This is a genomic window from Bacillus safensis (assembly GCF_039619585.1).
Classification (GTDB): Bacteria; Bacillota; Bacilli; order Bacillales; family Bacillaceae; genus Bacillus; species Bacillus safensis.
On record NZ_CP154909.1, the window covers coordinates 1,058,394 to 1,076,696 of the forward strand.

Here is an 18,303-nt window from a genome sequence, read left to right on the forward strand (position 1 = left end):
TTTTATGATCATTTGCCTGTAAAAAAGATCGCAAGCGTGCTAGGCCCTGAATGGGACCCAACAGCGGCACCGATGATTTGAATATCAATTTCCTTTGGATGAAATTCGGCTTCGATCAGCTGTTTCATGTCTTCCGCCAGTGCAGGATCATCACCATGACTAATACCGACCGTTTGGTTCGACCAATCCGTTCCGCGTTCTTTCATTAGTTCAATAATGCGTTTCAGCAGTTTTTTACGTCCGCGGATTTTTTCAAGCGGGATGAGTTTTCCATCTTCGACATGTAAAATGGGCTTAATACTTAACAAACCGCCAACAAATGCGGACGCTTTACTGATTCTTCCGCCCCTTGCTAAATACGATAAATCGTCTACAGTAAAAATATGTTGTAAAGATTCACAAAAATGCTTTACAGACGTTTCAATTTCTTGTATTGTATTTCCGTCAATGGCAAGTGATTGAGCGTGTTTGACAGCAAGCCCATAGCCGAGTGAAGCGCATTTAGAATCAATGATTCGTAAATCAAAATCAGGGTATTCTTCCTTCACTTCGTTTGCCATCATCACAGCTGTCTGGTATGTACCTGAAAGCTCTGATGAAAAAGCGACATAGATAGCAGATGTATGGGTTTGAGCGGCAGAAACAAAGGTTTCCTTGATCCGGTTTGGTGAAGCCTGTGACGTTTTTGGACTGGCTCCTTGTCTCATCGCATCAAATACTTGTTTTGGTTCAATGGTGATCAAATCCTCAAATTCCTGCTCGCCAAGCAATACGCGGAGCGGAATGAGCGTTATGTTATGTTCATCATAATAAGAAAGAGGCAGATCAGCAGCACTGTCTGCTATGATATGAACAGTCATATAAATCCCTTCTTTCTAAAAAATAAGCCATATTTTACATCTTTTTAGCCTAACTATATCATAGAAATCATCTTTTCGTGTTCAAATTCTAAATTTTAGGGAAAACCATAGAGAGAATGGTAAGTGGAGGAATGACAACATGTTCATTGGAGAAGCAAAAAAACTCATTGTCGTCGTTATTGGTGCATTACTCAATGCGATTGGACTGAATTTATTTTTAATCCCAGCTGACGTATATGCAAGCGGTTTTACAGGGGTAGCCCAGCTGTTATCCAGCTTAATCGATCAATATGCGCCATTTTATGTATCAACAGGGATTCTATTATTTATTTTAAACATTCCAGTCGGCATTTTAGGCTGGATGAAAGTTGGCCGTTCCTTTACTTTGTACAGCATCATCAGTGTTGCACTGACGACCATTTTCCTTGGCATTTTACCAGAAACGAGTGTTTCCCACGATATTTTATTAAATGCTGTGTTTGGCGGTGTCATATCCGCAGTAGGGATTGGGATTACGCTCAAATACGGGGCATCGACAGGCGGACTCGACATTGTTGCTATGGTTTTAGCGAAGTGGAAGGATAAACCAGTTGGCACGTATTTCTTCATTTTAAATGGAATCATCATTTTTACAGCAGGATTATTACAAGGTTGGGAGAAAGCATTATATACCCTTGTCACATTATATGTGACCACAAGGGTCATTGATGCCATCCATACAAGACATGAGAAGCTGACCGCGATGATTGTCACGAAGAAAGCAGATGAAATCAAAGAAGCCATTTACGGAAAAATGGTCAGAGGCATTACGACTGTACCTGCAAAAGGCGCATTCACCAACGAGCAAAAGGAAATGATGGTGATCGTTATTACAAGGTATGAGCTTTATGAACTTGAACAAATTATTAAAGAAGTCGATCCAAAAGCCTTTACAAATATTGTGCAGACAACCAATATTCTTGGATTTTTCAGACGAGATTAAAAGGTGGGTAGCAGATGAAAAAAGGGTTTGTGCTTCTTCTCATTCTATTGGTTTTAGCCGCTTGTGGACAACAAAAAAAGGATGAACCAGACAAGGAGGTATCCGGTCAAATGGGAGAAAAAACGGTTGAGCTCACAGTAGACCCCGTCCAGAAAGGTTCTTCAGTTCAATTTAACATGTCACTGAAAAATGAATCAGATCGAGATTTTGAATTTACTTTTAACACAAGCCAAAAATTCGAGCTTAGTGTGTATGACGAAAACGGGAATGAACAATACCGCTATTCGAAAGACCGTATGTTCACACAGGTCATCCAAACTTTTGTGCTGAAAAAAGGCGAGGCCTATGATTTTCAAGATACATGGTCAAACGGTGTAAAGCCCGGAACATACGAAGCAGTCGTAACGTTTAAAGGAAAAGCAGAAGGGCTGAAACAAATCACGGAGAAGAAAACATTCCAAGTCAAATAAGCGAGGGTATCAGAAAAAGCTGTCCACATTAGGTGAACAGCTTTTTTATGTTAGAGATCATCGAGCAAGTCTTGGAAGGTATGCAGCTGGTTTCTTTCTGCATCTGTCGAATTGGCAAATGCAGAGGAAACGGCATTTTTCGCTCGCTTGACTGCCTGCTGACGCTCTAACCCAGATGAAAATGAAGAAGTAAGAGCTTCTTCAGTAAACGATTTGGCTTGATCAAAAAGTTCGTTTCTCACAATGAACCTCCAGAAGCATCAGTCTTCATATTCCCTCTGTCTGACGCTTCTTCAAGTGTCGAACGATAAGGAAAACGTGCGTCATGAAGACTGACTGAATCTTTACCTTGTTGTATAAAGCGTTTCGATTTGCTTCTTTTACCCATTCGGAATCCGCCCCTTTACACAAGCTGACAGGACAACCTGTCTAACGGTAGTATGCCCGCTTCCATCTGCTATGTATGAATGGAAAAATTAAAGCGAGAAGTAATTCGTTAGAAACTTTGCAATCCCGTCTTGTTCATTTGTATCAGTGACTTCATTTGAGACACGTTTCACGGCATCAATTCCGTTGCCCATTGCTACACCGCATCCAGCAAATTCAAGCATTTCTAAATCATTGTCTTCATCTCCGAATGCCACAATCCGCTCCTTAGGAACACCGTAATAATCACTGATCTTTTGCAGTCCAACGGCTTTGTTCATGCCTGTTTTAATGATTTCAATCACGTGCCACGGGGCAGCCCAGCGCCTGTGATCAATCACTTCTGCATGAACATCTGATAAATAGCTTCGAATGGCTCCGACGTCCTCTTCTTTTGCATGAATTAACACGCTCGTCACATTCTCTCCAAGGTTGTCCCTAAGGTCTCCAACAGTGACTTTGTTTGCATTCATATTAAAGATATCAATGAGTTTTTCATCATGATAATGGAAATACAAATCGTCTAACACTTCAGCTAAGACATTATGCACTTTATATTCTTCACTAATGTCTACAAGCTGTTTGACTACTTGAAGATCAAGTGACGTATGAAATCTGCCCCATTTTTCATCAAGAGGATGATGGACAAACGCTCCGTTAAAATTCACAATGGGTGAATCAAGCTGTAATTGCTGATAATAAGGAGAGCTGGAACGAAATGGCCGGCCTGTTGATATACAGACGTGATGCCCGCTGTCTCTCACTTTTTGAATGACGTCAAGTGTATGCGCAGAAATGGTTTTATCATCTTTTAATAATGTGCCATCCAGGTCAAGTGCGATTAGATAAGGTTTAGTCTCCATAAAATCTCCTTTGATCTGTAAGTGATAGGAGGCAATTCATGCTAGCGCCTCTTTCTATAGTGTATCTTTATCACATCTTTGTTGTCTACATGTTAAAATAAACAAAGACGGGAATGATAAAGGAGGATTCATAGGCTGTGATCACCATTGATGAGCAAATTACGCGCGATATTCCATTTTTACATATCGTAAAAGCTGAAAATAAAGACAAACCGCTGCCGCTTGTATTTTTTATTCACGGATTTACAAGTGCACGTGAGCATAATTTACACTTTGCCTTCCATTTGGCGGAAAAAGGCATGAGAGTCATTTTACCTGACTGTGCTTATCATGGTGTAAGATCAGAAAACCTCAGCTTAGAGGAACTGGCATCAAAGTTCTGGTAAATTGTCCTGAACGAAATTCGTGAAATCGATATACTCAAAACATACTTTCAAGAAAAACAATTGATTGAAGCCGATCTGATAGGCGTTGCGGGTACATCCATGGGCGGCATCACCACCTTTGGTGCACTTGCCAAGCATGATTGGGTCAAAGCCGCTGTCAGCTTGATGGGAAGTCCAAACTATACGACATTTCTAAAAGCACAAATCATGGACATGCGTCACAAAGGGTTGATGAAAGACATTACAGACGAAGAGGTTCATCTGCAATTAGACGCCCTGCGCCCATATGATTTAACGCTGCAAACGGATCGATTAAACAAAAGACCGCTGTTATTCTGGCATGCAGAAAACGATCCTGTCGTCCCTTACCGGCACGCAAAAACTCTATATGATGAGTTAGTAGCCACACAATATAAGCAGGATCCGCATCTGATTCGTTTTATCACTGATGGACAAGCTGGACATAAGGTCTCAAGACAAGCGATGTTCGAAACAATTGACTGGTTTGAGACACATCTGAAAAGCACAAACGTTTAGTCATAAGAAAAAGTACGTTATACTAATGGAAAAAGGAGTGGATATCATGGATGAAGCATTGAAAGAAAATATTTTAGGCGCCCTAGAACAGGTGATTGACCCTGAGCTGAATGTCGACATCGTCAACCTTGGACTTGTCTATGATGTCGATCTTGATGAGAATGGAAAAGCGGATATCACCATGACCTTAACATCAATGGGGTGTCCTCTTGCACCAATTATCGTAGACGAAGTCAAAAAAGCATTAAGTGATCTTCCAGAAGTAAAAGAAACAGAAGTTCACATCGTATGGAATCCCCCTTGGACACGAGACAAAATGTCAAGATACGCAAAAATCGCGCTCGGTATTCAATAAGCACAAAATGAAAAATGCCTGGTATGAGTTAAACTCATGCCAGGTTTTTTTATGAAAAATTAAGGTGGAGGAAGAGAGTAGCTTGATATAATGGATGTAATTTTATAGAACGGAGTACCTATCATGAAACAAAAATGGCTATGGATCGTTCTTTTGATCGTATATGCTGCTGCATTTCTTATATCAATCACTATACGAGAAGGCCAAGTACACAAAAAAAAGGATCTTGAGGCTTTTACTGATGTCAGTCATCTCATGCCTGTCAAAATCAAAAAAGTTGTTCAAGGGAAAGAGATAGACACGTTAAAAGAAGTATTGAAAGAAGCAAAAGCTAAACACCTGCCGATTTCTATTGCCGGCAAACAGCATAGCATGGGCGGCCACACATATTATGAAAACGGCATCGTGCTCGATATGACGGAATTCCGCCAGATTTTAGCGTTTGATCCAAAAAAGAAAACGATTCGGGTTCAAAGCGGTGCTACATGGGATGATATACAAAAATATGTGAATCCATATGGCCTAGCTGTGAAGGTGATGCAATCGCAGAATATCTTTACAATTGGCGGATCTTTAAGTGCAAATGCACATGGACGTGACATTCGCTACGGGTCACTCATTGATACGGTACGTTCCTTTAGGCTGTTAAAAGCAAATGGTGAGATTGTCACAGTAAAGCCAGGTGATGATTTGTTTTCTGCGGTCATTGGGGGATACGGATTGTTCGGTGTCATTTTAGATGCTGATCTTTCTTTAACAAAAGATGAATTATATAAAATGGAGACAACCTCTCTAGATTACGATGAGTATACGGATTATTTTCAAAAGCATGTCAAACACAATAAAGAAGTACGCATGCATCTTGCCAGAATCTCAACAGCAAAAACAAACTTTTTGAAAGAAATGTATGTGACGAATTATTCCCTCTCTTCAGATCAAAAAAACGAATCATATCAAGAGCTGAAAGAAGATCAACTCGTTATGCCATTGAAATTTATGCTCGGCCTTTCAAGGAGATTTGATATGGGGAAAGATCTGCTCTGGAATTTGCAAAAGAAGTATTTCCTAAGTCAAAATGATCAGTTGATCACAAGAAACAATGTGATGCGTTCTGATTCTGCCTTTTTGGAATATGAAAATGAGTCAGACACAGATGTGCTGCAGGAATATTTCGTCCCAGTTGACCGTTTTCGTGCGTACATCGATGACATGAGAGCCTTTTTACAACAGGAAGATTTGAATCTAATGAATATCACAATCCGCTACGTTCAAAAAAATGAAAAAGCGGATCTCTCATATGCGAAACAAGATATGTTTGCCCTTGTGCTTTTAGTGAATTACGGGTTCGAAAAAGAAGAGAAGGCGGAAGCAGAGCGGATCATTCGAAAAATGACAGATATCACGCTGCGGCACGATGGAAGCTATTACTTACCGTACATGCCGTATCAAACGAAGGCGCAAATGAAGCGGGCTTATCCTAAAACCGATGTATTTTTCCAAAAGAAAAAACAAGCAGATCCAGATGGCACGTTTACCAACTACTTTTATGAGAGGTACAATACACAATGAATGCAAAAGCAATGAAATGGTTCGTCTACTCTCAAAGTCTGCTGTTTTTCGCCAGCAGTTTGATATTCCCCTTTTACATTCTTTTTATTAAAAATGTTGGATCAAGCTATTCACAGTTTGGACTCGCCTATGGTCTGTTTGGTTTAAGCGGTGCGTTTATTCATTTACTTTTAGGAAAACTGCCGGAAACCACCGACAGGCGGCTCTTTTTAATCATTCATTCGTTCGGTATGGCGTTTCTTTTGCTGCTTTTTCCGCATATAACAGAAGTGGAGCAAGTGTATATCATTCAGCTTGCACTTGGTGCGCTGGGCGGCTTTCAAAAACATGGGGAGAAACTGCTTGTCACTGATCTGACAACAGAGAACAAAAGAATGAAAGAAGTCGGTCACTATCATTTTTGGACAGCCCTATTTTCATCCATTGCCATTATGCTTGGCGGCCTGTTTGCTGATTTCTTTACCGTTTACTTCATTTTTTATGCAAGCTCCATATTATATTTATGCAGTGCACTCATGGTCCTCTATATCAAAAATGAAAGATAAATCCGCATGTCTCATGAAGATATGCGGTTTTTTTGTTGAAAAAAAATGAAAACAAATATTAAATATACAATTGAATTAATTTTTATACATGTTATAATGTTAAATAATTTCACAAAGATCAAGAGGGTGTATTGACGTTGAAAATAGGTATTATAGGTGCTACAGGGTACGGTGGTGCGGAATTGGTTCGTATCTTCAAGCATCACCCGCATGTGGAGGAATGTATATTGTATTCATCAAGTGGTGATGGGCAATCATACAGTCAATCTTATCCGCATCTGACAAACATGACCGACCAAACATTAAAAGCCATTGACCCGGCTGCCATTGTGCAAGAGACAGATGCTGTGTTTTTAGCGACACCAGCAGGCGTATCTAGTGAACTGACACCAAAGCTTATGAATCAAGGAGTGCCGATCATTGATTTATCAGGTGATTTGCGCATTCGAGATGGAGCAACCTATGAAGCTTGGTATAAACGAAGGGCAGCGGATGCAGTATCTGTCCAACAAGCGGTGTACGGGTTATCCGAACTGAATCGTGACAAAATTCAACAGGCTGAAGTGATTGCCAATCCGGGCTGCTTTCCTACCGCAGTTCTTCTCGGTTTAGCACCGCTCATCAAACAGAATGTCATCGATGAATCCATGATTATAATAGATGCAAAAACAGGGGTGTCCGGTGCCGGACGATCTGCCTCACTTGGCACGCATTTTTCAGAACTAAACGATAACTTTAAAATTTATAAGGTGAATGAGCATCAGCATACGCCAGAAATAGAGCAAATATTAAGAGAATGGAATCCGCAGACGGCGAACGTCACATTTTCTACGCATCTTGTCCCGATGACAAGAGGGATTATGGCGACGATGTATACACAATTAAAAACAGATGCCACAAAAGAAGAATTGATGAAGCGAATGAAAGACTTTTATGAAGATTCCTGTTTTGTCAGAGTGAGAGATCACGGCGTTTATCCACAAACGAAAGAAGTATACGGCAGTAACTTCTGTGATATTGGCTTTCATTTAGATGAGCGAACAGGGAGACTGACAATCGTGTCGGTCATAGACAATCTCATGAAAGGCGCGGCCGGCCAAGCGGTTCAAAACTTCAACATCATCAAAGGCTTACATGAAGAGGCGGGCCTCACAATGACACCTCTTTATCCATAAGAGAACAGGGGAGACAACAAACATGATCGAATTGAATGAAAAAAGCATTGTCAAAATAGACGGTGACGTATCATCACCAAAAGGCTTTGAAGCGAAGGGGATTCACATTGGCTTGCGCTATTCAAAAAAAGACCTTGGCCTCATCGTCAGCGAAGTACCAGCAGCAAGTGCAGCGGTCTACACACAAAGTCACTTTCAAGCTGCGCCTCTCAAAGTCACACAACAAAGCTTAAAAAAGACAGGAAAATTAAAAGGTGTCATTGTCAATAGTGCTATCGCCAATGCATGTACTGGTGAGCAGGGATTAAAAGACGCATACGACATGCAGGCAGCCTGTGCAGATATGTTAGGTGTAGCACCTGATTACATTGCTGTTTCTTCTACTGGTGTCATTGGGGAATGTCTGGAGATGGATAAAATCAAAAAGGGCATCGCCGATTTAAAAGAAGCAAAAGCCGAAAAAGGCCATTTTGAAGAAGCGATCTTAACGACAGATACTGTCATTAAAAATACAGCATACACTCTTACGATAGACGAAAAAGAGATTATCATTTCAGGAGCAGCAAAAGGCTCTGGCATGATTCACCCGAACATGGCGACAATGCTTGGCTTTGTCACAACAGATGCAAATGTTGAACAGGAAGCCTTACAGCAAGCGCTTCGTGACATTACGGATGTGACCTTTAATCAAATTACCGTCGACGGAGAAACTTCGACAAACGATATGGTGCTTGTGATGGCAAATGGCATGGCACAAAACGATGTACTCAATGAAGAGCATCCAGAATGGCCATTGTTTAAAGAAGGATTAAAACTAGCTTGCGAGGATTTAGCCAAAGAGATTGCGAGAGATGGAGAAGGCGCAACCAAATTAATTGAAGCAAAAGTCGCTGGTGCTAAAAATAACTTGGAAGCCGGCATCATTGCGAAAAAAATCGTTGGTTCAAGTCTTGTTAAAACCGCCGTATATGGTACGGATGCCAATTGGGGACGAATCGTTGGAGCCATTGGTCATAGCGCAGCATCCGTCACACCGGAAGAGGTAGAAGTCTATTTAGGCGGACAATGTTTGTTCAAACGCAATGAACCGCAGCCATTCTCAGAAGAGGAAGCAAAAGCATATCTAGAAAAGGATGAGATTACGATTTTCATTCAAATGAGTGAGGGGAATGGTGAAGCAGCAGCATGGGGCTGTGACCTTACCTATGATTATGTGAAAATTAACGCGAGCTATCGCACATAAAGAAGGAGATAGACATGAATAAAACGATCGTGTTCAAGTGTGGAGGCAGTGTCATTCGAGAACTTTCAGATACCTTTTATGAAAATGTCCGCTCACTTCAAGCCGCTGGATTTAAACTGGCTATCGTGCATGGCGGAGGACCTGAAATCACCGACATGCTGCAAAAATTAGAAGTGAAAACAGAATTTGTTGACGGGCAGCGTAAAACAACGAAGCCTGTGTTAGAGGTAGCCGAAATGGTTCTTTCGGGAACGGTCAATAAATACTTTGTGTCAGAGCTCGCAAAGCATGATATTTCATCTGTCGGCGTATCCGGTAAAGATGGGCAGATGCTTGTCGCCGATTTCCTAGATCAAGACGTTTACGGGTACGTTGGCGAAATCAAAGAAGTTCATCCAGAGATGGCAGAAGCACTCATGGAAAAACAATTCATTCCTGTGATTGCGCCGCTGTCTATGACGGAAGAATGCCAAACCTTAAATGTGAATGCCGATTTAGCAGCATCAGCTGTCGCCGGAGCCATGAAGGCTGATAAGCTTATGTTTGTCACAGATGTTGAAGGCATTTTAAAAAATGGTGAACTATTAGATGTCGTCACCGAACAAGAAGCCCTTTCACTCATTGATGAAGGCATTATTTCCGGGGGAATGATTCCAAAAGTACAATCCGCATTGAGTGCTTTATCAGGTGATGTGGATGAAGTGATGATCGTAAATGGCAAAGGCAGTATCTTTACAGGAGAAACCTTTAAAGGAACAAGAATTGTGAAACAAAAGGAGGCGGTCCTGTGAGTCATCTCTTTCAAACTTATGGTCGGTGGAATGTTGAAATTAAAGAGGCTGCAGGTTCTTGGGCAGTCGATACAAATGGAAAAAAATATTTAGACTTTATACAAGGCATTGCGGTTACAAATTTAGGCCACAATCACCCAAAGGTCAATGAAGCCATTAAGGAACAGCTTGACCACGTCTGGCATGTATCAAATCTATTTGAAAATGGACTGCAAGAAAAAGCAGCAGAAAAGCTGGCAGAAAACAGTTCAGGGGATCTCGTGTTTTTCTGCAATAGCGGGGCAGAGGCAAATGAAGGTGCCATTAAATTAGCACGTAAAGCGACAGGGAAAACAAATATCATTACATTTTTGCACTCTTTCCATGGGCGCACGTATGCTGGTATGGCTGCGACAGGCCAAGATAAAATCAAAACTGGCTTTGGCCCTATGCTAGAAGGCTTTCACTACGTACCGTTTAATGATCCAGACGCTATGTCAGCGTGTGAAGTCGATGATGTGGCAGCGGTGATGCTGGAGGTTGTGCAAGGTGAAGGTGGAGTGAATCCAGCGACACCAGAATTTCTAGAAGCCGTTCAAGCATTTTGCAAAAAGCATGAAGCACTGCTGATTGTAGATGAAATCCAAACCGGCATCGGTCGAACAGGAACAGCATTTGCGTACGAAGAGACGTGTCTTGACCCTGATATTATCTCTTCGGCAAAAGGGTTAGGAAGCGGCTTTCCAGTTGGTGCAGTCATAGGGAAAAAAGCTCTAGGAGATGCATTCTCGCCAGGTTCACATGGTACAACATTTGGTGGAAATATGCTTGCCATGGCGGCTGTGAATGCGACACTCGATGTCATTTTCAAAGAAGAGTTTCTTTCAGAAGTGAAAGAAAAGGGTGATTACCTGTTAGAAAAGCTGCAAAATGTCAAACAGCTGAATATCGTAAAAGAAGTGCGGGGAAAAGGATTGATGGCAGGTATTGAATGTGATCAGCCAGTCGCCGGCTATATCACAGCTCTTAGAGAACAAGGGCTGCTGGTGCTTCCAGCTGGTCCGAATGTCATTCGTTTATTACCTCCGCTGAATGTGAAGAAAGCAGAGCTGGATCAAGCGATCGAAGCAATTGTTCAAGTATTAGCCAATAAAACAGTTTCGGTGTAAATTTTTTTTACAAACAAACGTATAAAAATGCATTTATATCATTAATTATTCAATTTTGGGGTGACATAAGCATGAAGGGTTATTTAAATTTAGAAGATGGAGCCTCTTTTGAAGGAGATCTGACAGGAGAAGCTGGCATCACAGGTGAAGTGGTCTTTTTTACAGGTATGACAGGTTATCAAGAGGTGCTCACAGATCCTTCCTATAAAGGTCAGATCATTGTTTTCACTTATCCGCTGATCGGAAATTACGGCATTAACCATGAAGACTTTGAGAGCAAGAAGCCTCAAGTAAAAGCGGTAGTTGTTTACGAGGCAGCAGAGCATTTTTCACATCATCTTGCAGCGGTCAGCTTAAAAGATTATTTACAAAAGTGGAATATCCCGCTTCTGACACATACAGATACGCGCGCAGTTGTGCAAAACATCCGGGCAAATGGAACGATGAACGCTGTGCTCAGTGTAGACGAAAACGAAACACCGCCTGCAATGAAACAAGACAATGTCGTCGCACAGGTGACAGATAGTGAGATTTACACACAAGGCAGCGGTGAGGAACATGTGGCGCTCATTGATTTTGGCTTTAAAAAATCAATTGCAGATTCGCTTGCAGCGCGTGGCTGTAAAGTAACCGTCATTCCATATAAACAAATGGAAAAGGTATTTGAGATCAAGCCGGATGCGATCCTCTTGTCAAACGGACCTGGAGACCCGAAAACCATGACACCGTATTTAAAAACAATTCATGACATCATGATGTCATTTCCGACACTTGGGATCTGCCTAGGTCACCAATTAATCGCTCTTGCACTTGGCGGAGATACGTATAAGCTGCCATTTGGCCACAGGGGAGCGAATCATCCTGTCCAGGATACAGAATCCAAACGTGTCTTTATGACAAGTCAGAACCATAGCTATGTTGTGAATGAAAAAAGCATGAATGACAAAGAAGTGGATGTGAAATTCCTTCATGTCAATGATGGATCTGTAGAAGGATTCATTCATAAAGAAAAGCTGATTATGTCAGTTCAATTTCATCCAGAAGCACACCCAGGGCCTGCTGAAAGTGAATGGGTATTCGATGATTTTATTGAGAAAGTGAAACAAGCAAGGAGAGAAGTCGCACATGCCTAAAGATCAAAGCATACAAACCATTCTAGTCATCGGGTCTGGTCCAATCATCATTGGTCAGGCAGCAGAATTTGATTACTCAGGAACACAAGGATGTATGGCCTTAAAAGAAGAAGGCTACAAAGTCATCTTAGTGAATAATAACCCAGCAACCATTATGACAGACGAGTCATTTGCTGATGAAATCTATTTTGAACCGCTTTCAGTTGATTCAGTGACAAGAATCATTGAAAAGGAAAAACCAGATGGTCTTTTAGCCAACCTTGGCGGACAGACGGCTTTAAACCTTGCTGTCGAGTTAGAAAAAGCCGGTGTGCTGAAAAAGCATGGGGTGACTCTGCTCGGAACGTCAGTTGAAACCATTGAAAACGGTGAAGATCGAGAGAAATTCCGTGCTCTCATGAAGCATTTGAACGAACCTGTGCCAGATAGTGAAATTGTGGATAATGCGGAAGATGCTCTTCAATTTGCAAAAGAAGTCGGCTTCCCGGTTATCCTAAGACCAGCATACACACTTGGCGGTAAAGGCGGCGGAATCGCTCTAACAGAAGAGGCGTTTAAGCCGCTCATTGAAGGAGCTCTTTTAGCGAGTCCAATTCACCAGTGTTTAGTTGAAAAAAGCATAGCTGGCTTTAAAGAAGTCGAATATGAGGTCATGAGAGACCGTCAAAATACGTGTATCACGGTATGCAACATGGAAAATATCGATCCAGTTGGTGTGCATACAGGAGACTCGATTGTCGTAGCACCTTCCCAAACATTAACAGATCAGGATTACCAAATGCTCCGTTCTGCAAGCCTGAAAATCATTTCAGCGCTGGATGTAGTCGGCGGCTGCAACATCCAATTTGCCCTTGATCCACTCAGTAAAGAATACTTTGTCATTGAGGTGAATCCTCGGGTCAGCCGTTCTTCCGCTCTTGCATCAAAAGCAACAGGCTATCCGATTGCGAAAATGGCAGCTAAGCTTGCGGTGGGTTATACGCTAGACGAATTGAAAAACCCGCTCACAGGCACAACCTATGCTAGTTTTGAGCCAGCACTCGATTATGTTGTCGTGAAATTCCCGCGCTGGCCGTTTGATAAATTTAAACAGGCAGACCGTCAATTAGGCACAAAAATGAAGGCCACTGGTGAAGTCATGGCGATTGATCGGAATTTAGAGTCAGCCATTCAAAAAGCAGTTGCATCACTTGAAATTAAAACGAAGGGCTTCCACCTTCCAGAACTGAAAGAGCAATCGACAGAACAATTATTTGAACTCATCAAAACACCAGACGATCGCCGGTTTTTCGCTGTTATGGAGCTTCTTTCAAGACAAGAAACGGTTGAAACGATTCATCAAACGACGAAAATTGATCGATTCTTCTTACATGTGTTCCAGAATATGATTACGCTCGAACAAGAATTGAAAGATCATAAGGGGACGCTATCAAAAGATACCTTGAAAAAGATAAAGGAAAAGGGTTTCCTTGATGAAACGATTGCTCTACTTACGGGTCACACGGAAGAGTCAATCAGGCAGCTTCGTCAAGAATACGGCATTGCTGCTTCATTTAAAATTGTTGACACATGTGCGGCGGAATTTGATGCTAAAACGAATTACTTCTATTCCACGTACTTCGGCAAAAGCGATGGTGAACATCAAGAAAAAACAAAGCAACGTGCACTCATCATTGGCTCTGGTCCGATTCGAATCGGGCAGGGGGTCGAGTTTGATTATAGCGCTGTTCATGGCGTTCTGACCTTGCAAAAGCTTGGATTTGAAACCATCATGATGAACAACAATCCAGAAACAGTCAGTACTGATTATGAGATTGCAGATCGTTTATATTTTGAGCCGATTACATTAGAGCACATTTTAAATGTTGTGGAAGCAGAACAAATTGATTTCGTCATTGTCCAATTTGGCGGACAGACTGCAATCAATGTCGCAGAAGGCTTGGAAAAAGCCGGTGTCACGTTGTTAGGTACGTCCTTTGATACGCTGGATGCACTTGAAGACCGTGATTTATTCTATCAGCTTCTTGATGAACTGAATCTTCCTCACGCAAAAGGAGATACGGCTCATTCAAAAGAAGAAGCACTCGTACATGCGAAAAGCATCGGTTACCCTGTATTAATTCGCCCATCGTATGTCATTGGCGGAATGGGAATGATCGTTGTTCAGTCAGAAGCACATTTGGCGTCACTGCTTGATCAGCCAGATCATTTGCCATACCCAATCTTAATTGATGAGTACGTCACTGGAAAAGAAATTGAAGTCGATCTTATTTCTGACGGAAAAAAGGCGTTCATTCCAACCATCGTAGAACATATTGAGAAAGCGGGCGTGCACTCAGGTGACAGCTTTGCCATTTTACCAAGTATCTCAATCAGTGAAGACATCAAACAGCAGGTGCATACCGCGTCTGAACAAATAGCGAAGAAATTAGCGTTCAAGGGCATTATGAATATCCAATTTGTCATCAAAGGGGATCAGGCGCTTGTATTAGAAGTGAATCCGAGGGCAAGCCGGACTGTACCGGTCGTCAGTAAGGTAATGGGCATTGATATGATCCCAATGGCCACTCAATTATTAGCTGGTGCGTCGCTTGAAGAACTAAACCCTGCAACGAAAAACAAAGGGGGGACAGCGGTCAAATTCCCAGTGTTCTCATCACATGCCATTCAAGATATCGACCTCAAGCTGACACCTGAAATGAAAGCGACAGGAGAAGGAATGTGTGTAGGCAAGAACGCCGAAAGCGCCTTGAAAAAAGTATTTGCGCCGATCTGGAAGCAAAAAGGAAGCCTTTTTATACAAGGCAGCGAGCAATTGATAGATGAAGCGAAGCATGCAGGCTTTGACGTCTGGACTGGCAGCTTTGAATCTTGGCTGCAGAATGAAAATAAATCCCTTCATATTCATTTAGGAGAAGATGAAGAGGCAAAAGAGCAGCGTGTAAAAGCACTCACACACGGCGTTCAAGTCCTAACCGAATATGAAACAGTTCAAGCATTCCTGCAAGGAAAAAATGGAGATGTATCACCAGTATCGCTCCATGAATTATATAAAAAGGAAGTGACGGCATGAGTCAAGTCGACGTGCAACCTGCATTATACGGAAAAGACTTTTTATCATTAAAAGATTTCTCAATCCATGAGATTGCATATTTAATTGAAAAAGCGGAAGAAATGAAACAAAACCCATATCAAGATTTATTCAAAGGAAAAACGTTAGCGATGATCTTTGAAAAATCTTCAACTAGAACCCGTGTCTCGTTTGAAGCGGGGATGACGCAGCTAGGAGGACATGCGCTCTTCCTCAGCTCAAATGATTTGCAAATTGGCAGAGGAGAAACCATCAGTGATACAGCGCAGGTGCTGTCTGGTTATGTCGACGGTATTATGATTCGAACCTTTGAACATGAGAAGGTTGAAGAGCTTGCACAATACGCGTCTATTCCAGTCATTAATGGATTAACCGACTACTCACATCCATGTCAGGCGCTTGCTGATTTATTAACCATTAAAGAAACAAAAGGTACTTTAAAAGGAATCAAAGTGGCCTATATCGGTGACGGAAATAACGTGGCGCACTCCTTGATGATCGGCTGTGCGCAGCTAGGCTGTGACATTGCGGTTGCATCACCAAAAGGCTATGAACCACTTCAAGAAGTCACAGACACTGCCCGTGAGTTTGCAAAAAAATCAGGGGCAGAAGTGACCGTGACAACAGATCCTGTTGCAGCTGTAAAAGATGCAGATGTTATTTATTCAGATGTGTTTACAAGCATGGGGCAGGAAGCAGAAACAGAGAAACGTCTTGCTGAATTTAAAGAATATCAAGTCAATAACGAACTGATGAGTCATGCAGCAAAGGATTATATTTTCCTTCATTGTCTCCCGGCACATCGCGGGGAAGAAGTGACGGCAGATATTATTGACGGGCCGCACTCAAAAGTATTTCAACAGGCAGAAAACCGCCTGCATGTGCAAAAAGCGTTAATGAAAGAACTTATGTATCAACTATCCAAATAAATCCAAGTGTCCCTGACTCGTATGAGCAGGGACTTTTTGCATAAAGGATTGGAGAGGCAAGGGACGGGACATAATAACATCAATCGAGAAAGGAGGATGAAAATGGGTCAGCAGCATCAGTTTAAATCAGGGAATAAAGCACCGAATAATGGTGTGTATATCGAGATCGGTGAAACTGGCAGTATGGTGAAAGATCCTTTAAAGATTAAGCTTAAAGCAGGCGACGTCTTTCCTGATAACTCGAACCATAATCGTGTTTGGACCTACCAAAGAAAGCCGTAAGCAATTGACTAAGAGTCAGCAGGAATAAGACTTTAGAGGCATGTGTCATGCCTCTTTTTTCTTTATAATAAAAAACAATTAAGTTCAAATTTTCAAATAAATAGTATGAAAAAAAGAGAACTTAAGGTAAAATATGTAATATATTGTTGAAAGGATTTGTGTGATGGAAAAGATGAATCTCAGTGAAAGTGTTTGGAATAAACGCTTCACCTCATTATTCATATCAAGACTCATTAAAAACACAGGGGAAAGTTTTGCTTTTACATCCGTCCTTTGGCTATTGATTTTAAGAGGGGATGGAGCGCTCGGTACAGGACTTCTTCTAGCAGTAACGGTTCTCCCTTCATCTTTGTTAGCCCCAATTTTAGGACCTCTTATGAAAAAGCACCATTTGTCTAAATGGATGTTCGCTTCAGATGTTGTTCGAGCAACAATTGTACTCATTATTCCACTTCTGCACTTTTCGCATCTATTGCCTCTATGGTTATTGATTTCATTAATGGTTATTCAATCGGCAACAGGTGCAGCATATAATCCAGCTTCGGTGGCGATCTTACCGCAGATTGTTCCAAAGCATCTCATTCAAAAAGCAAATGCAATCCTGCAATCTTCTTTTGAGATTGTTGCACTTGCAGCAGTCATGGTAGCTGGTCTTTTGGTTAAATTAATTGGACCTGCAGATACTCTGCTGATCACCACTGCTTTATTTGTGATTTCTGGTCTGTTTATTATCGGGGTCAAACTAAAGAAAACCGATGAAGAAAAAGCAGCGGGCATTAAACAAGCGAAGAATACATATTTGTATAACTTAAAAAGAGGGTTTCTCGTTGTCAAAAACCATCACATTTTATTTGCGCTCACGCTGTATTGTATCTTAATGAATGTCGCAGCAGCTCCGTGGCAGGCACTGTCAGCGGTATACGTAGCAGAAGCGCTGCAAAGCGACTCCATGGTGTATTCCATTTTAAGAGGTGTTGCCGCAGTTGGCGCGTTTATGATGGGCTTTGCTCTGGCAAAGGTGAAAATTAAGAGATTTGGTTTGTTCTTTATTGTCGCTGGCATGATTGAAGGGGCTGCATTCTTTATGACAGGGATGAGTACATGGCTGCCGGTTGTTCTGCTTGCTTCCTTTATTTTCGGAGCTGCTGTCAGTGCGATCAATGTGCCGGAAATGGTCATTATTCAAACATCTGTTGACCAAGAGGATCAGCCGCAAGTATATGCTGTGATCAATGCCTCATCAAATGTCTTTCTCCCGCTTGCAGCTGTCGTATCAGGCGTCCTGGCAGAAAGATTTGGAGCGGGACCTGTCATTGCTGGCGGAGGAATCCTTGAAATTTTATCAGGTATCGCGATCTTCCTGTTTACAGGGCTTGCGAAAAGCCATTTGACTCAAGACAAACAGAAGTCCGAAACCGTCGAGGTATAAACAATAAAAACCCCCTGTATGTTTAAGGCAGGGGGTTTTAGCGTGCCGCAATCACTCTGAAAAGAAAGAAAAAAGAGCTAAACATCAAT

Annotated in this window: 18 protein-coding genes and 1 pseudogene; 15 read left to right on the top strand and 4 right to left on the bottom strand. The window is 41.8% G+C overall.

Annotated features, from left to right (window positions below):
* Window positions 1-8: 8 nt before the first annotated feature.
* Window positions 9-860, bottom strand: coding sequence for a DegV family protein (locus tag AAYR28_RS05290; protein ID WP_024425073.1), 852 nt, complete (start codon window positions 858-860; stop codon window positions 9-11).
* Window positions 861-999: 139 nt separating this feature from the next.
* Between AAYR28_RS05290 and AAYR28_RS05295 the strand changes: the two genes are divergently transcribed.
* Both AAYR28_RS05295 and AAYR28_RS05300 read left to right on the top strand, forming a co-directional pair.
* Window positions 1,000-1,842: a YitT family protein gene (locus tag AAYR28_RS05295; RefSeq protein WP_024425072.1), complete on the top strand. Its 843-nt coding sequence runs from the start codon at window positions 1,000-1,002 to the stop codon at window positions 1,840-1,842.
* Window positions 1,843-1,856: 14 nt separating this feature from the next.
* The gene (locus AAYR28_RS05300; protein WP_120207318.1) at window positions 1,857-2,312 is read left to right on the top strand and encodes a BsuPI-related putative proteinase inhibitor; all 456 of its coding nucleotides are present in this window, start codon (window positions 1,857-1,859) and stop codon (window positions 2,310-2,312) included.
* 50 nt (window positions 2,313-2,362) lie between these two features.
* Here the strand turns inward: AAYR28_RS05300 and AAYR28_RS05305 are convergent, their stop codons facing one another.
* The 3 genes from AAYR28_RS05305 to AAYR28_RS05315 form a co-directional block, all read right to left on the bottom strand.
* A complete protein-coding gene (locus AAYR28_RS05305; RefSeq protein ID WP_024425070.1) occupies window positions 2,363-2,554 on the bottom strand; it encodes a DUF3813 domain-containing protein in 192 nt (63 codons plus the stop codon).
* Window positions 2,551-2,700, bottom strand: coding sequence for a hypothetical protein (locus AAYR28_RS05310; RefSeq protein WP_024425069.1), 150 nt, complete (start codon window positions 2,698-2,700; stop codon window positions 2,551-2,553). The genes AAYR28_RS05305 and AAYR28_RS05310 overlap by 4 nt, the downstream gene beginning before the upstream one ends.
* Window positions 2,701-2,788: 88 nt before the next feature.
* Complete coding sequence (locus AAYR28_RS05315) at window positions 2,789-3,601, bottom strand: Cof-type HAD-IIB family hydrolase (RefSeq protein WP_024425068.1); 813 nt, start codon at window positions 3,599-3,601, stop codon at window positions 2,789-2,791.
* Between the two features lie 137 nt (window positions 3,602-3,738).
* On the opposite strand from AAYR28_RS05315, the pseudogene AAYR28_RS05320 reads away from it, so the two are divergent.
* The 13 genes and pseudogenes from AAYR28_RS05320 to AAYR28_RS05380 all read left to right on the top strand — a co-directional run bounded on the left by AAYR28_RS05320 (window position 3,739) and on the right by AAYR28_RS05380 (window position 18,214).
* Window positions 3,739-4,524, top strand: a pseudogene (locus AAYR28_RS05320) (alpha/beta fold hydrolase).
* 46 nt (window positions 4,525-4,570) lie between these two features.
* Window positions 4,571-4,879 (top strand): metal-sulfur cluster assembly factor, encoded by a 309-nt coding sequence (locus tag AAYR28_RS05325; protein WP_024425066.1) that lies wholly within the window; start codon window positions 4,571-4,573, stop codon window positions 4,877-4,879.
* A gap of 123 nt (window positions 4,880-5,002) precedes the next feature.
* Complete coding sequence (locus AAYR28_RS05330) at window positions 5,003-6,448, top strand: FAD-binding oxidoreductase (RefSeq protein ID WP_065214219.1); 1,446 nt, start codon at window positions 5,003-5,005, stop codon at window positions 6,446-6,448.
* Window positions 6,445-6,993: an MFS transporter gene (locus AAYR28_RS05335; protein ID WP_061109662.1), complete on the top strand. Its 549-nt coding sequence runs from the start codon at window positions 6,445-6,447 to the stop codon at window positions 6,991-6,993. The genes AAYR28_RS05330 and AAYR28_RS05335 overlap by 4 nt, the downstream gene beginning before the upstream one ends.
* 137 nt (window positions 6,994-7,130) lie before the next feature.
* A complete protein-coding gene (gene argC, locus AAYR28_RS05340; protein ID WP_183002008.1) occupies window positions 7,131-8,168 on the top strand; it encodes an N-acetyl-gamma-glutamyl-phosphate reductase in 1,038 nt (345 codons plus the stop codon).
* Between the two features lie 22 nt (window positions 8,169-8,190).
* On the top strand, window positions 8,191-9,411 hold the full coding sequence (argJ, locus tag AAYR28_RS05345; protein WP_120207312.1) for a bifunctional ornithine acetyltransferase/N-acetylglutamate synthase: 1,221 nt from the start codon (window positions 8,191-8,193) through the stop codon (window positions 9,409-9,411).
* A gap of 14 nt (window positions 9,412-9,425) precedes the next feature.
* Entirely contained in the window at window positions 9,426-10,202 is a 777-nt protein-coding gene (argB, locus tag AAYR28_RS05350; RefSeq protein ID WP_025093396.1) for an acetylglutamate kinase, read from the top strand.
* Window positions 10,199-11,350: an acetylornithine transaminase gene (locus AAYR28_RS05355; protein WP_120207310.1), complete on the top strand. Its 1,152-nt coding sequence runs from the start codon at window positions 10,199-10,201 to the stop codon at window positions 11,348-11,350. Before argB ends, AAYR28_RS05355 begins: the two co-directional genes overlap by 4 nt.
* Before the next feature lie 71 nt (window positions 11,351-11,421).
* Window positions 11,422-12,483 (top strand): carbamoyl phosphate synthase small subunit, encoded by a 1,062-nt coding sequence (locus tag AAYR28_RS05360; protein WP_024425061.1) that lies wholly within the window; start codon window positions 11,422-11,424, stop codon window positions 12,481-12,483.
* Entirely contained in the window at window positions 12,476-15,556 is a 3,081-nt protein-coding gene (locus tag AAYR28_RS05365) for a carbamoyl phosphate synthase large subunit (RefSeq protein ID WP_342496066.1), read from the top strand. The genes AAYR28_RS05360 and AAYR28_RS05365 overlap by 8 nt, the downstream gene beginning before the upstream one ends.
* Window positions 15,553-16,503 carry an ornithine carbamoyltransferase gene (gene argF / locus AAYR28_RS05370; protein ID WP_342496067.1) on the top strand — a complete coding sequence of 317 codons (951 nt, stop codon included), beginning with the start codon at window positions 15,553-15,555 and terminating at the stop codon, window positions 16,501-16,503. Before AAYR28_RS05365 ends, argF begins: the two co-directional genes overlap by 4 nt.
* 102 nt (window positions 16,504-16,605) lie before the next feature.
* Window positions 16,606-16,785, top strand: a complete 180-nt coding sequence (locus AAYR28_RS05375; RefSeq protein ID WP_008348517.1) for a YjzC family protein — start codon at window positions 16,606-16,608, stop codon at window positions 16,783-16,785.
* 163 nt (window positions 16,786-16,948) lie between these two features.
* A complete protein-coding gene (locus tag AAYR28_RS05380; protein WP_041117120.1) occupies window positions 16,949-18,214 on the top strand; it encodes an MFS transporter in 1,266 nt (421 codons plus the stop codon).
* Window positions 18,215-18,303 lie beyond the last annotated feature (89 nt).